Annotated in this window: 16 protein-coding genes; 8 read left to right on the top strand and 8 right to left on the bottom strand. The window is 65.0% G+C overall.

Annotated features, from left to right (window positions below; all coding sequences use genetic code 11):
- The first annotated feature begins 292 nt into the window (after positions 1-292).
- Both AC07NK_RS05730 and AC07NK_RS05725 read left to right on the top strand, forming a co-directional pair.
- Positions 293-559, top strand: a complete 267-nt coding sequence (locus AC07NK_RS05730; RefSeq protein WP_495169593.1) for a hypothetical protein — start codon at positions 293-295, stop codon at positions 557-559.
- Positions 560-599: 40 nt separating this feature from the next.
- The gene (locus AC07NK_RS05725; protein ID WP_495169592.1) at positions 600-2936 is read left to right on the top strand and encodes an AAA family ATPase; all 2337 of its coding nucleotides are present in this window, start codon (positions 600-602) and stop codon (positions 2934-2936) included.
- 18 nt (positions 2937-2954) lie between these two features.
- Here the strand turns inward: AC07NK_RS05725 and AC07NK_RS05720 are convergent, their stop codons facing one another.
- The 4 genes from AC07NK_RS05720 to AC07NK_RS05705 all read right to left on the bottom strand — a co-directional run bounded on the left by AC07NK_RS05720 (position 2955) and on the right by AC07NK_RS05705 (position 9425).
- Positions 2955-3512: a hypothetical protein gene (locus AC07NK_RS05720; protein ID WP_495169591.1), complete on the bottom strand. Its 558-nt coding sequence runs from the start codon at positions 3510-3512 to the stop codon at positions 2955-2957.
- 257 nt (positions 3513-3769) lie between these two features.
- The gene (locus tag AC07NK_RS05715; RefSeq protein WP_495169590.1) at positions 3770-7474 is read right to left on the bottom strand and encodes an AAA family ATPase; all 3705 of its coding nucleotides are present in this window, start codon (positions 7472-7474) and stop codon (positions 3770-3772) included.
- Complete coding sequence (locus AC07NK_RS05710) at positions 7471-8700, bottom strand: exonuclease SbcCD subunit D C-terminal domain-containing protein (RefSeq protein WP_495169589.1); 1230 nt, start codon at positions 8698-8700, stop codon at positions 7471-7473. The genes AC07NK_RS05715 and AC07NK_RS05710 overlap by 4 nt, the downstream gene beginning before the upstream one ends.
- A 251-nt stretch (positions 8701-8951) precedes the next feature.
- Positions 8952-9425 (bottom strand): hypothetical protein, encoded by a 474-nt coding sequence (locus tag AC07NK_RS05705; protein ID WP_495169588.1) that lies wholly within the window; start codon positions 9423-9425, stop codon positions 8952-8954.
- A 373-nt stretch (positions 9426-9798) separates the two neighbouring features.
- Between AC07NK_RS05705 and AC07NK_RS05700 the strand changes: the two genes are divergently transcribed.
- The 4 genes from AC07NK_RS05700 to AC07NK_RS05685 all read left to right on the top strand — a co-directional run bounded on the left by AC07NK_RS05700 (position 9799) and on the right by AC07NK_RS05685 (position 13450).
- A complete protein-coding gene (locus tag AC07NK_RS05700) occupies positions 9799-11289 on the top strand; it encodes a DMP19 family protein (protein WP_495169587.1) in 1491 nt (496 codons plus the stop codon).
- Positions 11290-11568: 279 nt separating this feature from the next.
- Positions 11569-12066 (top strand): hypothetical protein, encoded by a 498-nt coding sequence (locus AC07NK_RS05695; protein ID WP_495169586.1) that lies wholly within the window; start codon positions 11569-11571, stop codon positions 12064-12066.
- Positions 12067-12122: 56 nt separating this feature from the next.
- On the top strand, positions 12123-12800 hold the full coding sequence (locus AC07NK_RS05690; RefSeq protein WP_495169585.1) for a hypothetical protein: 678 nt from the start codon (positions 12123-12125) through the stop codon (positions 12798-12800).
- The gene (locus tag AC07NK_RS05685; protein WP_495169584.1) at positions 12797-13450 is read left to right on the top strand and encodes a hypothetical protein; all 654 of its coding nucleotides are present in this window, start codon (positions 12797-12799) and stop codon (positions 13448-13450) included. The genes AC07NK_RS05690 and AC07NK_RS05685 overlap by 4 nt, the downstream gene beginning before the upstream one ends.
- Positions 13451-13717: 267 nt before the next feature.
- Here the strand turns inward: AC07NK_RS05685 and AC07NK_RS05680 are convergent, their stop codons facing one another.
- On the bottom strand, positions 13718-13921 hold the full coding sequence (locus AC07NK_RS05680; RefSeq protein ID WP_495169583.1) for a helix-turn-helix transcriptional regulator: 204 nt from the start codon (positions 13919-13921) through the stop codon (positions 13718-13720).
- A gap of 295 nt (positions 13922-14216) precedes the next feature.
- Positions 14217-14384, bottom strand: a complete 168-nt coding sequence (locus AC07NK_RS05675) for a hypothetical protein (RefSeq protein WP_495169582.1) — start codon at positions 14382-14384, stop codon at positions 14217-14219.
- Positions 14385-14612: 228 nt separating this feature from the next.
- Between AC07NK_RS05675 and AC07NK_RS05670 the strand changes: the two genes are divergently transcribed.
- Positions 14613-15179: a hypothetical protein gene (locus tag AC07NK_RS05670; RefSeq protein ID WP_495169581.1), complete on the top strand. Its 567-nt coding sequence runs from the start codon at positions 14613-14615 to the stop codon at positions 15177-15179.
- On the top strand, positions 15179-15481 hold the full coding sequence (locus tag AC07NK_RS05665; RefSeq protein ID WP_495169580.1) for a sigma factor-like helix-turn-helix DNA-binding protein: 303 nt from the start codon (positions 15179-15181) through the stop codon (positions 15479-15481). The genes AC07NK_RS05670 and AC07NK_RS05665 overlap by 1 nt, the downstream gene beginning before the upstream one ends.
- Here AC07NK_RS05665 and AC07NK_RS05660 read toward each other — a convergent pair.
- Positions 15444-15698, bottom strand: coding sequence for a conjugal transfer protein TraD (locus AC07NK_RS05660; protein ID WP_495169579.1), 255 nt, complete (start codon positions 15696-15698; stop codon positions 15444-15446). The genes AC07NK_RS05665 and AC07NK_RS05660 overlap by 38 nt on opposite strands.
- Before the next feature lie 16 nt (positions 15699-15714).
- Positions 15715-16041, bottom strand: a complete 327-nt coding sequence (gene traD, locus AC07NK_RS05655) for a conjugal transfer protein TraD (RefSeq protein ID WP_495169578.1) — start codon at positions 16039-16041, stop codon at positions 15715-15717.
- Between the last annotated feature and the right edge of the window lie 146 nt (positions 16042-16187).

Raw genomic sequence — 16187 nt, 5'->3', positions numbered from 1 at the left:
TCGTGCAGCAATCGCTTGCAAGCGTTAAGGCCCAAATCCGGGCACTCGTGACCTGTTTGCATGGCCGTTCGTTCATGCGCCTGCAAAGCCGGCGCTTGGCAGCATATCCCGGATCGCGCTCCCTGCTTTCCAGAACACGACGGCGAGGCGACAACGGCCGGTGACAGCAAGTTATTTCGGTTCAGCGGCAAATCCTTGACATGCCAGCCCGAAAGTAGCGATTTCGGCGCCAGCCGCGCGACCGTCCCCGTCCGCCGCAGGATAAAGACTAGGGGCGCATCTGGGGGATACCTTGGCCAACGAGCCCATCGACGACATCAACGCTTGGTCCGCCACGCAGACCGCCTGGCGGCAGGACTGCCTGCGCCGTCTCTCCCTATCGGATGAACTGACACAGAGCGACATCGACGAACTGCTCGCGATGATCAAAGCGGAGGCAGGCCTCGCGGTGACTGGCACACCGCCTGTGCCGGTCCCGTTCGCAAAGGAGCACTTCGGAAGCACGACGCACGCGCCGATCGTCCTAAAAGGGGATAGCCAACGTTCAGGGCGTCAATAGGCTGGTGGAAAAGGCGTCGCTCACGTTCTGCCCAACCGCGTTGACTATCGTCTACGGTCGCAACGGCAGCGGCAAGAGCGGCTTCGTGCGCATCATGCGCACGGCGTGCCGGACGAGAATCGAGAACCCGGCGACCCTGAAGGTGCTCGCCGACGTCTACGGCGGCGGCGGCGGCGTGCAGGCCGCCGACATCATCATCGATGCCGGGGCGGGCGACGAGGCGGTGGCCTGGACCGCAGGGATGCCCGCCGCACCTCAGCTGATGCAGGTGTCAGTCTTTGATTCCGCCTCCGCGCAGCTCTACGTGGATGGTGGCAACCAGATCCGCTTCCTTCCCTTCGGCCTCGCGCTTCTGCACCGGCTAAACGCCACTTGCCTCGCCCTGAAGACGACGCTGGAGAGTGAGAGGGACGCTGCGGTCGGCAACAAGGTGCAGCTCAGCGCCGTCGCCTTCGCACCGGTCCGGGACACGGGGGCGCAGAAGTTCGCGAACGGCGTCAGCGCGACGACGACCGACGAGCAGATCGACGAGGCGACGGCATTCCGCGAGACCGACACGGCGCGCATCGACGAAATCGCGGCGATCCTGTCCTCCGGATCTACCGCGCGCGCAGACCTGGCAACGCTGATCTCTTGGGTTGACGCGGTGAAGGCGGAGTGTGTCACGGCTGTGACCGCCTTGAGCGACGAGGCGCTGGCCGCTCTCGCCGCCCTTCGGGAGAAGGCCCTCTCCGCACGCGAGGCGGCCAAGCTCGCGGCCGAGTCGCTGTTCGACGACGTTCCGCTCGATGGCGTCGGGAGCGAATCCTGGCGGGCCTTGTGGGTCGCAGCGCGCGACTTCTCGGTCACTGAGGCCTATCCGGGTCAGGAGTTCCCGGTCGTCGGCTCGGACGTGGAGGCCGCGGCGTGCGTCCTGTGCCAGCAGACACTGCTACCGGAAGGTGCCGACCGCATGACCCGCTTCCAGCGGCACATGGACGACACCCTGGACAGGGCCGCCTCGCTCTCCGAGCGGTCGGTGGCCGACGCCAAGGCGAGTCTGCCCGCACTGCCAAAGTTGCAGGCAGACGACTTCGCGGACCGCCTCGACCAAGTCAGGTCGCGCGACCCGAACCTAGCGGACAGTCTGTCGACTTTCCAGTCTGCCATAAGCGGCCGCCTAACGAGCGCGGCCGCTCGTCTGGACGGGACGGAGGACGTTCCGGTTCAGGCCCTCAGCGCCCCGACCGACGGCATCGAGGTACTCGCGAGCAAGCTCGCTGCGGAACGGGACGAACTCGTCGCCGCGGAGGACGCCGAGGGTCGTGAGAAGCTGGCGTCCGAGAAGGCCGAGCTCGAGGACCGCAAGACACTCAGCGCGAGCAAGGCGAAACTGACGACGCGGCGCGACCTGATGTCGCTCGATGCCTCATTCGCCAAGGCGATCGGGATGGTCGGAACGACCGGCATCACCAAGCGCGCGAACGAGCTGATCGACATCCACCTGACCTCGGCCGTGGTCGCCAAGTTCCAGACGGAGCGGGACGGTCTCGACATCGGCCACCTCAAGGTCGGCCTCGCGCGAAAGAGCGGGCAGACGAAGGCCGAGTTCCAAACCGATCCGCAGACGAGCCTGACCAAGGTTACCTCGCAAATCCTCAGCGAGGGTGAGCAGCGCGCGTTGGCGCTGGCGGGGTTCCTGACAGAGGTGGCGCTCACAGACGGCTCCGGGCCGATCGTCGTCGACGATCCGGTGTCGTCGCTCGACCGCGACCGCAGCGCCCGCGTTGCGGGGCGGATCGCCCGCGAGGCCACAACGCGACAGGTCGTCGTCTTCACCCATGACATGGTGTTCTTCAACGAGCTCTGCGGCGCGGCGGACGCCGTCGGCATCGAGCCGGTGACGATCGCGCTCTTCGGCGACAGGAACGCGGCGGGGAAGGTCGACCAGGCGGGAATGGTGTGGAAGGGCCTCAACGTCTTGAGGCGCATCGGCCACATCAAGCAGAAATTCGCGCCGCTTCCCAAGCTCCACGGGACCAGCCCTTCGGCCTACGAGTTCGAAGTGAAAGGCCTTTACGGTCGCCTGCGCGACACCTACGAGCGCATGGTCGAGGAGATCATCTTCAGCGACATCGTACGTCGCGGCAGCGACGTGATCTCAACCCAGAAACTGCGCTACGTCACGCTGCCTGACGACCTCGCGATCCGCTTCCATGACGGGATGACGCGGGCCAATACGCATAGCCACGACAATCCGGCCTCGGACACGGTGGCCGTTCCAACCCCTGACGAGTTCGAGGCTCACCTGAAGGAACTCGAGACGCTCATTGCCGACTTCAAGAAGGCGAAGGATGGAGTCGAGGCGGCGCGGCCGCAGATGCGACCCAAGGCGTAGAACTCGCGGTCCCGGGTCTCAACGGAGCTCCTTGACGGTCTGCCGGATCCGCAGGGCCTCGTCGATGCTCAGCCCGAGGTCGAGGGCCAGCTTGAGGAACTCCTCGCACGCGTCGTGAGGGTTCAGGCGGAAGCGACGAACCAGCGCCCGGGCGGCCTTTCCCAGCTCAAGCGCGTCGCCGTACGAGACCCATTCCGGGTTGCCGACCTCATCCTCGAACGCGGCGATGACGGGCGCCGGCAGGTCGGCGCCGAAGAGGAGGTAGCGCAGGTGCTTCACGAAGCCCGGGTGGATGTAGACCTCGTCGCCCACGTTTCCGTTACGCTCGAATATGTCCTTGCGCGATCCCTTTACGCGGCCCGGATGGTATTCGGGATCGGTCCAATACCTGACTCGATGCTCAGGGATTCCCTCGCGCTTGCAGATTGAGGCAAGTAGCGCGAGTATCGGTTGCTGGTTGCCGAGATAGGCTGCCCGACGATCATCGTGATGGCCGTTATCGCTGCCGAAGTCGATTCTGGCCACGAGCGCCTGCTCGGCTTCCGTCAGCGGCAGTGCGAACTTGCGGTCATCCATTTGTGGGCACTCCATCTACGCACGTGCCTCGGCAGCGCCGTGCCAAGGCCAATCTTGCATCAAGCTACCGAATTCTAGGCAATCCCGCACCTCGCCAACCTTACGCGGCAGCGCTTGCGTCATGATCAGTGGTCGCCGATCGACGTGTCAGGGGTGGCACGTGGTCCGATCGGGGCCGGATTCGTAGCAGCACCAGAGGTCACGACGATCCCCGACGTGTGTGTCCTAGCGAACCGCCATCACACGCCGCTGCCCGCTCAGCCCTCGATGACCTCGATCGAACTGGTACCGTTCGATACAGGCGCCACCGCGATTTTGACGGCGATCCGCTCCTTTACGTCATCAATGTGGCTGATGACGCCGACCCTCCGTCCCGTGGCGTGGAGATGCTCCAGCACGCCGATGGCCTGACCAAGGCTGGCACTATCCAGCGACCCGAAGCCCTCGTCGATAAACAGGCTCTCGACACGAAGGCCGCCTCCCGTCGACATCTCCGACAACCCGAGCGCCAGCGCCAGGCTCACGAGGAAGCGCTCCCCCCCTGACAGGTTCGGGAGCCCCCGGACCTCACCCGCCATATCGTTGTCTATGACCTGCACGAGCATATCGCTCTCGGGTGCGCGCTCCAGCGAGTAGCGCGGCTTCAGCTCCGTCAGCCGCGCGTTCGCGTGCATCAGCAGCCGTTCGAGCGTGAGTCCCTGCGCATAGCGCCGGAAGCGGTTTCCGGTCGCGTCACCGATCAACGCGTCCAGCTGGAACCACGGCTGCGCGTCCGCGCGCGCACCCTCGAGCGAACGACGAAGCTCGGCGGTTGCCGTGCGCGCCGCGTCGTCCTGGCGGATGACCATCTCAGCCTCGGACAATGCCTCCCGCGCCGCCGCTTCCGCCAGGCGCGCAGCGTCCAGGGCCGCCTCGAGGTCGTCGATCGCGATCACCGGCGCCTCGGTGCGCGCGTGAGCGTCACGGTCGGCAACGCGAGAAAGAAGGCTCGCCTCCGCCGCGACCACCGTGCGATCAAGCTGCGCCAACGCCGCCTCCTCGGCGTCCAGCTCGCCGATCCCCGCCGCCGCGGCGGCCTCTACCCAGGTCGGGTCGAGTTCCTTCTCCGAGAGCTCAAGCGACAGGATCTGCCGCCGGTGCCCGGCATCGGCCTCCTCCAAGGCGAGCCGGCCGACCGCCTCCTCCTGACGAGCGGCCGCGCCCGCGGCGTCTGTGCGGGCGCGCCCGAGCACCTCGCGCGCCTCCTCCCTCGCTGCGGTGGCCGCACCCACGGCCCCGTCGAGGCGCTCGGCGACGGCTTCGACGCTCTCGCCACCGAGCTTGGTCGCGCGCTCCGCGACGAGACCGTCGCGTTCCGCCAACGTCGCTTGCTCCATCTGTTCAGCGTCGGCGAGCCGTGCGGCGTCCCGATCCCTTCCGACGTCCGCGCGATGCACAGCGTCGGTCAGTCCGGACATGCCCGCCTCGATCTCCAGCAGATCCGCACGACGCGTCCGCCACTCCTCGACGAGGCGCTCAAGCGTCTCCAGCGGAGCGCGGTCGTCGCGCCAGGCGAAGTGCACGGACAGGCGCCCGTCGAGGTCGCTCTCTACCTGACCGAGGCGGGACGTCGCTTCGGCGAGGCGTTCGACATTACCGGCCGCCTCGACCTCTAGGTCACGTAGGGCCCGCACAGCGTCTTGCTCGGCGTCGCGCGCACCATCGTTGGCGATCCGCGCCCCGTCGAGATCGCGCTGCGCCGACTGCGCGGCCTCGCGCACTGCCGACAGTCGGTCACGCCGCGCGTCAAGCGCAGCGAGACGTTCCGAAACTAGAAACCTGACCTCCCGAGCGTCATTCTCGATGCCACACGCCGCGAGCGCAGCCTCAAGCGCGGAGCCCGCGTCGGTGAGTACCGCCTTGGCAGCGGTCGCCGTAGCTTCTCCGGCCTCGGCCACTTGCATCATCGCGGCCAGCCGATATCGGTCGCCATCCATCCGATCGGTGAGCACCGCGCGTTCGGCGTCGAGCAAGCCGATCGCGCCGGCGAGTTCCGCGACGCGGGCGGCGTCGGTGGCGGCCCTGCCGTGGATCAGGCCCGCGAGCGCTGCGACTGCGTGTTCCGCGGCACCGCAGACCGGGCATGGCTCGCCGTCGACGAGCGCCTCCCGCAGACGCGCGGCCGCATCGTCGGAGGCTGCAGCCGACAGTGCACCTGCTTGTGTGGCCTCCTCGTGCCGCTCGTGAAGGGCCGGCAACTCGGCCTCGATCACCTTCCGCCGGCCGTCCGAGGTCGAGAGCGCGTGCTGGAGGCGTGCGAGCTCCGCGCGATTGGCGGCAAGCGCCGACGACTCTCGTCCGAGGTCCGCCATCGCTCGCTCGTACGTGAGGATGCGGGGCTCGATTGCCAGCAACGCGTTGCGCGTCACATCCATCTCGTTCGCCTCGTCGGCGGCCGGGATCGCCCCTGCCGCGTCTTGAGAGGCAGATTCCGCCGCCGCCAGTGCGTCGCGCGCCGTGGCCGCCGCCGTCGCCGTCTCGTCGCGCGCCTCACGCGCGGCTTCGATGCGGCCGCCGATCGACGCGCGTGCCACGTCGAGGCCGCTGACGCGTTCGGCTAGACCGGCCCGCTCCCTGATATCCGCCTTTATATCGTCGGCACGGCTGGACAGGGCTTCACGCGCCTGATTTCCGTCCAGCCACGCGGCGAGCGCATCGCGACGCCGGCTCGCCTCTTCCCGCTGAGCGGTCGCCGACGCATGCACCTCGGCGCTCGTCGTGGCCTGCGCGGCCGCGGCTGCACGCGCGTCGGCAAGCGGTTGGAGCTTGCCTTCGGCCTCGGCAAGCCGACGATCGAGCGCCCGGGCAGCTTCGAGTTCCGGTCGATGACGATCACGCTCCGCCTCAGCGTCGGTGAAACCGCGCACGGCCTGGGCCTCGGCGGTGGTGGCGGTGGCCGCGCGCGTTCGCGCATCGTCGGCCTCGGCCGTCAGCGCCTCGATCCTCGACCTTGTTTCGGCGACCTTGGCGTCCGCATCGGCCGACGCCCGCCAGGTTGGGACCGCGGAGTGGGCCAGCCGCCTACGCGCGAGGTCGGCGCGGCGCGGTTCAGCCTCGGACCTGCGCTCGACCGCCGCCGCGCGATCGCCCTCGGCGACCTCGACGAGACGCGCCAGCTCTCCAGCGCGAGTGTGCCAGTCGCGGTCGCGCCTTCGCGCAGCGAGATCGCCGGCGGCGGCACCGTGAATGCGCCGGGCCTCGCCGAGGCTGTCCTCGGCTGCCGCCCGCGTGATGTCGTCAAGGCCGTTCTGCGCGGAGATGCGTACTTCGATCGCGGCGATACCCTGGCGCAGTAAATCGGCCCGAAGACGCGCGGCGGCCCCGAGTCGGGCATAGAGTTCGGTTCCCGTCAGCTTCTCGAGCAGTTCCGCACGGGTGTTCGCGTCGGCGTCGATGAAGGCATTGAACTCGCCCTGCGCCAGCATCACCGCCCGTCCGAACTGATGGGCGGTAAGCCCAATCAGGCGCCGGACCTCGGCCAGCGTCTCGGTCCGGGTGCCGCCCATCGCGTCGCCGGTATCGAGATTGACCAGGGTCTGGACGACCTGCTGGAGCGCTCCGTCCGGCCGTCCACGCGCGCGCCGGACCGACCACCGGGCGCGGTAGCGCCCCCCGTCCAGGCCTGCGAAGTCGACCTCTGCGAAACCCTCGCCTGCGCGGTGCCGCAGCAGCGCACGCGAATCACCCGAGGTCAGCATCTCGCCGCCAGACGTGCCGACGTGGCCGGACGACGCGGAGCCGAGGCGCGGGACATCATTGAAGAGCGCAAGACAGATCGCGTCGAGGAGGGTCGACTTCCCCGCGCCGGTCGGTCCGGTGATCGCAAATATGCCCGCGGAAGCCAGCGGCTCAGCGTCGAAGTCGACTTCGAACTCACCGGCAAGGCTGGTTAGGTTCTTGCCCCTGATCGCGAGGATCCTCACGGATAGTCCTCCGACTGGACGGCGACCACGAGGTCGGCGAACGCCCGGGCCAGTGCCTCGTCAGGCTCGCCACCGTGGCGGTCGACATGCAGCGACGCGAAGACGGCAGCTGGCTCGAGCTCATCGAGCGTCTCGCCCCGGTCTAGCCGGTCGCGGACCGCTGCCTCCGGGAAGACTGAGCGGACGCGGGTCAGCCTGACCGGCTTGCCCGCAAGAGCGGCATGGATACGCGCGGACACGCCCGGTTGCGGCCTGTCGAGAAGAACTGACACCTCGACGAACGGACGACTGCCAGGCGTGGCGGGGTCGCCGAAGTCGAAAGCGGCGAGTGAAAGCTCGAGCTCGTCGAGCGGCAGCGGGTCGCCGACCGGCAACGACAGGAACGGTGCGAGACGCGGTATCTCGACGACGTCGAGTTCGACCCCGTCAGGACTGACATCGACGACGCTGACCGAATGACGATAGTCCCGCTCCGCGACCGAGAGCGGGAGGGGAGAGCCAGCGTAGCGGATCATCGTGCCGCCAGCGATGTTCTGCGGCCGGTGAAGGTGGCCGAGGGCGACGTAGGCGGCCCGGGCGTCGAACAGAGTCGAGGCCTGCGCTTCCTCACCACCGATCACGATCCTGCGCTCGGAATCGACCGACACGTCGCCTCCGGAAACATGCAGGTGGCCGGTAAGGACGACGGGGAGACCCTGCGCCCGTTCGGCCGCAACGGCAGTGACCTCGGCGTAAAGTGCCGCGAGGTCGCCCCGACCGAGATCACCCGGTCGGCAGAACGGTATCGCGGCGAGTACGGCAGCCGGCTCGCCGTCGTGCCCGGCCAAGGGCACGACGAGCGCATCGACGTCGAGCTCACCTTCCCGGCGAGGCACTTGGCCGACCAAGTGGACGCGGCCACGCCCGAGCAGGGCGCCAGGCAGGTTGATGCGCGCTGCGGAATCGTGGTTCCCGCCCACAACGACTATTTGCAACCGCGGGCACCGCTCGAGCGCATCGCGCAAGAAGCCGTAGAACCGCGCCATCGCGGTCACTGGCGGATTGGCGACGTCGTAGATGTCACCTGTCACGATCACCGCGTCGGCGTCGAGTTCGACCAGCTGATCGAGCAACCACGCGAGGAATGCGTCATGCTCCTCCTCGCGTCCATGACCGTGGAGTTCCTGCCCGATATGCCAGTCGGACGTGTGGATTAGGCGGATGCCAGTTCGTTTGGGGTTGGTCATGGGTGCCACACCGTGTCGAGTTAAATAGCAACAGTCCATACAGCCGACACCACCGCACTTCGCAATTTGCACGCGGGTCAGCTGCGGTGCCCCGAACCCTTTCTCAAAGATGTGAAGAGTCACCGGACGTGAGCCTGAGTAAGGGGCAGTTCCCAATCTGAATGAATGACCACAATCGGCATGCTCAAACTGGCGATCGAATGGCCGACATTGAGGCGCGAAGCTGCGATTTGATTGAAATCGCGCCGTTGCTAAACCTGAAAGAACTCCCGGTCTTTGGAAATCGCAGCGAGAACAGACAGGCAGATGTGAAGCACATCGTGCTTCGTGCCGTCTGGTGTCTCTACCACCACAGTATCTGGCATATCTGACCAAGTAGTACCGTCAGAGAAGTAAGAGCCATCGCTGAATGCCGACCCTTGGCCACGGACAAGATGCTCCGCTCGAAGGCCGACTAGGGCGGCGTTGGGGTGACGAGTCAACTCGACGTGTTTACCCGCATTCGCAATTGCGCGGATCGTATGGAAGGCTGGCACCTTCGCGGCAATCTCTTCCGCAACGTCATGCGGCTTGCTGCTCCGAACGTGCGCAACAACGTCAGCAAAGTGGTAGAGGATGATGCATGTTGAAATGGCGAGGTCATAGGCGGTCGGCTCAGCCTCGAAGCGACGGCAAAGCGGGGTCGCGAGTTCGTCGATGTAAACTTGAGGGTTTGAAAAGGCCATGACCGCAGCATAATTCGATCAGGGCGGCTATTCTACGCCCCCGTAGATCTCTCGGAATTTGCGCACAGTCCGAAGCCGCCGCGGCTTTCCGGCCCTAATCCCAGGGTTGGAGGCGACTGAAAAGCACGAATGTTCGCTGGCAGAGAAGTTGTCCGCTTTCAGGCAATCGGCGCTGCGGCGTGAATGACCATAGTGCGGGCGCATTCCTGACCCGCAGCTCGCGCCAAAATCCACTCTGCGGCTTTTGGGCCGCGAGGAGACTGACAGGTTTCGCGGCTGCGACGCGCCGGGCAGCCATTGTGATGGCGCTCCCTACGTTCGATTGTGAAGCCCATCCCGTCATTGCATAACTGGCTGTCGCGGGAGGGTTAGAATGCTGTCGAGTGTAAGAGACGGGTCTTTTGAACAACCGCAAGATCTTCTCGCTCCCGAGATTCTGGTGACCTTGGCAGCCCATCAAGCGGCTGATCCGAACGCTTTGCTGGATGCGTTGGTCCAGTTTTGCAAATGGTGCGTCGAGGATGCCTGGCTGGTCCGGGACGAGGTCCAGCCTGACGCATGGCCGATTTTCCATGCGAGCTTTTACGTCGCGCAGGTCAATAACGGCGGACATGGCCAGTTTGCCGCAAACTCGGCGATGAAGCCGGAGGTGCTCGGCGATGTCGAGACCGGTCTCGAGCGGCTCGGCCTCGATGGTCTGCTCACCATCTTCCGCCGGTTCAGAAATGCGCTGGAGCGCGATGGCGCACTGAAAGCTGCGACTATGCAAGGCGCAGGGTTCGGGGAGATTCCTCCGGCGGTTGGAGAGCTGGACGATGCCTTTTTTGATTCGCCGGATCCGGGTCACTTCCCCCGCCAAGCCTCTCGCTGGCTGAAGCATGCGCCTACCGTTCTCGCTCTGACGCCACGAGATCTTCGGGCGCGGCAGACGATGATCGTGGCCAGCAACAGCCTGCTAGATCGCCGTCGCTCCGCCTCGGCGCGACGATCGCCATGGCAGCGCTTTACCGAAGCGGCAGCCCGCCTGTGGGGTGGGACAGGACTCCGGCACCCCGGAGAAACGGTTCTCGATCAAGCGCGGCGACAGATTGCCGCAAATTCACCGCCCGAATGGCAGATGAGCGAGACTCGGGGGCAGCTCATCGATGCCGTCGTGCCTGCGGTTCAGGATAACGACAATGAGCGAGTCGACCAGGTCCTTGCCGGGTTTCGCGATCTCCACGCCCGTTACGCGCTCGAGACCACAAGCCGCTGGCCGGACGAAATCAGAATGTACGCCTCGAAGCTGCTTTATGCTGGAGAGCGGCTGGGCCGTGCCGATCTCCTCGAGCAAGCGGCGGACGCGTTCGGACGGACGATCGCCACAGGATCCGTTTACTCTTACGATCCCGGCTTCGACTGGCGTTCCCTCGGCCAAGCGCTCGTCGAACTCGCGCGGCTAGACCGGACCCGTGTGCGGGACCTATCCGAGGCCGTCGATGCGTTCGCCAATGCCCTCACGATCGACGCCGAGAAGCCCGATCTCTATAGCTGCCGCGTGCGCAGCATCCTCGGCCGTACAGAGGCACATCTCGTTCTTGCCGCGACTGACGGCGGAGCGGGGCACCTCGACGCCGCACGGGAGGCTCTAGCCGAGGCGCGTCCTCTGCTCGCGAAGGATGATTGCAATCGATGGGAGGTGTCCCATGCCGAACTCCTGTCATTGCAACCTCGCCCGAAGATAGGCACACGCGAACGTGCCCGCGCGCTCCGCCAGCTCGATATTGCGATCGCTTGGGAAACCGATAACGCCGGGGACGCACGCGCCAATCCCGTCCGCCTCGCACGCCTTCATCAGCTGCGTGCTGCTTTCGCGGATATCTAGACCATCTGGGGAGATCTAGCCGCTGCAACTCATATGGCTGTAGGGCGTGGGATCAAGATGGAACTATGTCCGCTATTGGCAGGGCAAGTTCACGCCTTCAATGACCGGAATGAGGGCGCATTGCCGCACCTTTCGAAAGCGAGCCATCCACGACTAGAATCCCGGCTGTCCGCATGCCGACCCGCGGGACAAAATGGCGCAGGGCTTGCCCATGCCAGCGCGGTGCGGGATGCTTGCCGCCGTTGGCATCATGGGCTGGATCGAGGGGAGAGGAATGTCATGCCGGTTACAACCACGCGCTATCTCGATGTGGCGCGGCGCGCGAGCGACCTCGGCGCGGCCCTGCCGCCCGGCCCGGTCTTTCTGCCCGATAATTTCGATGCCGCAGCGGTCGATGACACGTTGCGTTTCCAGAGCGAAGTCACCACGCTGCGCAAGATTCTCGCAGCTGATGGTATCGACGCCGCCGGTCTGGGTGCCGGCAGCCACAATCATGCGTTCATCCACAATCGCAGCCATGACTGGGCGATGCCGATCCTGTTCATCGGGGCCGAACTCATGAAGCAGAACCCCGACCTGATCGGGCAGGCGCTCGGCCTTGTGCAGCAATATGTGGTCGATCAATTCAAGGGCATGACCGGCGGACGTAAGATTAAGGCCGAGCTGGTCGTCGAGGACCGCAAGGCCGGTCAGTATAACCGGCTAACGTATGAAGGTCCGCCCGAAGGCCTTGGCGAACTGACCGGGGCGCTCAAGGCACTGGCGCGGAAGCGTTGAGTTCGCTGCACGACCTCGCGCTCGCTTATGATGCGCTAAAGACCGAGGTCGAGCCGATGCTGTTCATGTCGCGTGCCCTTGAGTTGCAGGAGCAGGCGTCGAGTAAGACAAATCGGTTTGTCGTGCGCGTGGAAGGCGACCGGGTCGCGGCCATCATGGCCCAGGACGAGGGCCGCGCCAACGATCTGCTCGCCCTCGCCGCCGTCGCCAAGGCGCTGCTCTGCGAGCTGGAAATGTATATCGCGCTCAAGCGCGGCGAGGCGGACCAGGCCTGGACGCTGCTGATCGATGCGCAGGACTGGCTGCTGACCGCCGCCCGCGCCTCCCCGCGCGTGACCAACCTTTCTACCAAATTCGATCGGCTGCGCGAGATGGAAACATGGTTCTTCCCGCCACAGCAGTTCACCAGCCTTGGCGCGATCGTCAGCGAGCAGCATTGTTCGATCTGCCGCGCCGATTATGCCGCGTGCCATCACATTGCCGGCCGCGCCTATATGGGCCGAATCTGCAGCGTCCAGATCCGACAGGCCAGCGTCGACCATATCGCGTTGGTCGAGCATCCGGCGGACCGGCGCTGCCGGATCACCTCGATGAAGGTGCCGGGCGGCGATCGCAACGTCATGACCTGGCGCGTCACACCGGGAGAAAGCAAAGCCGGCAACATGACCGCGCTGCTGGCGATGGCGCCGGTCGAACCGGAAGCCCAGGACGGCGACCCGGAGTCCATGACTTGACCGAGCGAGAGGGCCGCGAGTGGTTACCCGGGATCGATATCGCGATATCGGACGAGCCGCGTGAATTTCTGGAACGCATGTCGGTCATCGGCGAACAATCCGGGCAGTTCAACGTCGAACGCCATTACGACGCCATCAAGAATGGTGAGCTCGACATCATCAATTTTCGATATCTCGGCGACGCCGCACATATGGAGAGCGGTGGACAACTGATCGCCCGGTTGGATCGGCCCGGCAGAATCCTGGTCGAGATGCGGGCCGAACAATGGTCACCGGAGCCGCCCACGCGGGCAACCTATTGCGAGGCGCTGGACTCGCAATTGCGCCCCCTGCTCAAAACCTACAACCGAACATTCGCCACGCGGTATCGGTTCAGGATACAGCGCAGCGCGGCGCGCCCGCCCCGGCTTACGCCGCTGACCACCAGGTTGTTCGATCGCTTCGCGATTTTGGCCAACACCATGTCCCTGCATCCACTCGACTGGGCGCGCTTCTACGCGCTTGTGCATGAAGGACGGCAGGAGATTTCCGGCTACCAGCTTCGCTCGATGCTGGTCAAAGCCGGCTTCAGCCGCACCCGGGCTGAAGAATTGGTAGAACTCTACGCTCATCTCTGGGCCTTCAAGCGTCGTCGTTTTGATGGCGGATAACGCCGACGTAAGATCGCGACAAATCATCCGCAAAATAATCAGCCACCTCACGGTCGACAGATCAATTTGTTGCTTAGGCCGACTTTAGCACTCGGAAGCGGCCCACCCGTAATGCTCAGTCTTGTCCACCGAATCGGCGCGAACGAATGGCGGTTTTGAGGATCGACCGTCAGCACGGCGAATGACCGAAAATGAGGGCGCTTAGCTGCCCAACCCGATCGATGCGGCACCGCGTCACCACGCCAGACTAACGAATAGTGGCCATCGCTATTCCCCGCCCTCCCCTCGATACCCCATCGGATCAGTAATCCAACGATTGACGGCGGATTCATGCCAGCCCGCACCGTGGACGCTGATCCGCACCTGCCGGGGGAAAGTCCCCTCCCCTATCTTCCGATAGAGAGTGGTGCGGGAAAGACCGGTGCGGGCGAGCACGGTCTTGAGACGGATGATTCTTTCAACGTTGGACATGGGCTTACACTTCCATACTCGGTGGCTAGTGACGCTCCCCGGCACAGGATCGAAAGCCCCGGCATCGAATGCAAGAGTGCCAAAACGGTGCCGACACACTTCCTGGGTGCCAGCTGCGGCGAGTTGCGGTCGGTTGCGGCGCGCTGCGGTGACGTTCGGTGCCACACGGTGCCGAGAAATTTTTCCCATGCCGTCCCGACAACGGCCTACCGATCGCGCCCGATCTCCAACACCGGGATTTACTCGCGAATGCGCGAGGCTCTGGCTTGGTGATTCGCGCTTGGCTTGGATGGGCCTAGCCGCCCGGAGTTTCCTTCGTCTCCAGCCGCTCAACTTCGCGCTCAACAACCTCGCGGATAAACGCAGCCCGGCGCTGCCGCCCGACCAGCTTGTCGATGCGCTCGCCTAGTCCTTCCGGCAGACGGATCACGGTCGATTTTACCTTGAGCGGCGGCCTTCCCATGCCCCTGTCGTAGTCAGGCATCGGATGCGATCAATCGGAAGATGAATAACCGATATCGCTTATTGCCCATTCCGCGCAGAAAGTCTATATCCGATATCGGTTACTAAGGTTGCAGAGCCGGCTGACACTCTTCCGGCATCTGCCTCAAGGCGATGAGGAAAGGCGATGACAGCGCTTGACCCCCGAGACGGTGACAATGCAGGCCCCACGATAGCATCACGCCGAACGATGCTGGGCGCGCTGACGATAGCCCCGCTCGCGATATCCCGCGGGACAGAGGCCACGCTCTGGCGCGGGACAGTTGCACAGCAAGCCTTGGACGAATTGGCTCCGTTACAGCGAAGCCGCGAAGGACGCAGGCTCAGCCGCTTCCGCTACCACAATGCCGAGAGCTTCTATCGTGGGGTTGAGCGTCACGATGTGCGGCATTCGGCAGACCAGCTCTACCAAGTCGGAATTGTACTCCAACTCGGGCTAAGCTCGCATCTGCTGGACGTAGGCTTTGAAGATAGTTGGTGTGCCCGACACATCGGACTGAGCCTTACCCGATCACTGACCTATGCCAACGCGACGGGCCTCGACTTCGAAACTTCCGCGTTCGCATTGCTGGCAGCGATCCTGTCGCCATATGGCAAATGGCGGCACGCCGGTCCGTACGACCTCCCGCCGGACTTCCCCTTCCCTCCTCACGAGATTTGGGCGCTAACGCGCGCGCTGCTGGACCGGGTGCATGCGGTGACCGGCCATCCCCGCCCACGCGGCTGGCGGCAACTTTCGCGAGTAGGAGACGCATGATGTCCTCGCCGCGCGATCGAGGTTGGCTGCGTCGGCGAGCGGTCTTGGCCTTGCAACGGAGCACTGGTCGCAAGCGCACTTCGAAGCCACCCGATCGAATCGACGCCTTGCGCGTTGCCCAGATTGAAGCGTCAATCCTAAGTTTGCCGCCGGTCACGCAGGAGGTGTTCATTCTGCACCGCTTCAACGATCTCCCCTATGATCGCATCGCGATCCGTCTCAGGATCGGTGTCGATGAGGTTGAGGCACATATCGCCGCAGCGCTCATCCATCTGTGCCGTGCACTGGACGATGATCGTTGATGGCACCGCCGTCAGCCTCGGAAGCGAACGCCCGCTTGCCGCGACGCTGCCATAGCGCCAGCGCTTGCTCACGCTCCTCGCTTCGCAACTTGGCCGCGACCGCGATGAACGCGCCATAGAGCGTGGCACGATCGTCGCCGGTCAGCTCGACCAAACCGGCCTTGGTGACGAGGCCACCAAGCTCGATCAGCTGACGTGTGCGCTTGCGGCGCTTCACGACCCAGGCTCGCGTGTCATGGCGCGCGCTCCGCGCCGCCAAGCGGCAATGTGTCGCTTGCGACCGGCGGAGCGCTGCGCGCCCGGCTTTGAGAGCCGCGCGCAGCGCTCCGCCGCGCCGGGTGAAAGAATGCCGCGCCGCGCTTGCGCCAGCCCTCCTTCGTCGCGTCGTCCTTTGTGGCCGCCGCCTCAAGCAGTGCGCCCGCGAGCAGATCGGCGTCCAGCGCATCGGCACCGGTTGCGACGACCAGCTCGCCGAGTTGGCGGACCTGGCGTTCCTTGAGTTGCTTTGCCTTGTCGGCGAGCGCCTTCAGCTCCGCATCAAAGTCTTTAGGTTTACGCATCACAGTCTCCGTTGTGAGGTGATGCGTGCATGATAGTGGAGCGGCGGCCGCGATGCTGTAGAGTCGCCGGGACCGTCTGGAACCAGCCAGTCCCTCACAGGAATTTTTCGTGTGAGGGCGCGCTTATACGTCGTGCCGACGTGCGC

It is taken from the genome of Sphingomonas sp. GW821-FHT09B04, assembly GCF_059418285.1.
This window is presented reverse-complemented; position numbering and strand designations above follow the sequence as displayed.

What these genes read in the sequence shown, in the direction of transcription:
- AC07NK_RS05720 (WP_495169591.1), bottom strand. Translation starts at nt 3,512, where the DNA reads ATGGATGACCGCAAGTTCGCACTGCCGCTGACGGAAGCCGAGCAGGCG.
- AC07NK_RS05710 (WP_495169589.1), bottom strand. Translation starts at nt 8,700, where the DNA reads ATGACCAACCCCAAACGAACTGGCATCCGCCTAATCCACACGTCCGAC.
- AC07NK_RS05705 (WP_495169588.1), bottom strand. Translation starts at nt 9,425, where the DNA reads ATGGCCTTTTCAAACCCTCAAGTTTACATCGACGAACTCGCGACCCCG.
- AC07NK_RS05700 (WP_495169587.1), top strand. Translation starts at nt 9,799, where the DNA reads ATGCTGTCGAGTGTAAGAGACGGGTCTTTTGAACAACCGCAAGATCTT.
- AC07NK_RS05695 (WP_495169586.1), top strand. Translation starts at nt 11,569, where the DNA reads ATGCCGGTTACAACCACGCGCTATCTCGATGTGGCGCGGCGCGCGAGC.
- AC07NK_RS05690 (WP_495169585.1), top strand. Translation starts at nt 12,123, where the DNA reads ATGCTGTTCATGTCGCGTGCCCTTGAGTTGCAGGAGCAGGCGTCGAGT.
- AC07NK_RS05680 (WP_495169583.1), bottom strand. Translation starts at nt 13,921, where the DNA reads ATGTCCAACGTTGAAAGAATCATCCGTCTCAAGACCGTGCTCGCCCGC.
- AC07NK_RS05675 (WP_495169582.1), bottom strand. Translation starts at nt 14,384, where the DNA reads ATGGGAAGGCCGCCGCTCAAGGTAAAATCGACCGTGATCCGTCTGCCG.
- AC07NK_RS05670 (WP_495169581.1), top strand. Translation starts at nt 14,613, where the DNA reads ATGCTGGGCGCGCTGACGATAGCCCCGCTCGCGATATCCCGCGGGACA.
- AC07NK_RS05665 (WP_495169580.1), top strand. Translation starts at nt 15,179, where the DNA reads ATGTCCTCGCCGCGCGATCGAGGTTGGCTGCGTCGGCGAGCGGTCTTG.
- traD (WP_495169578.1), bottom strand. Translation starts at nt 16,041, where the DNA reads ATGCGTAAACCTAAAGACTTTGATGCGGAGCTGAAGGCGCTCGCCGAC.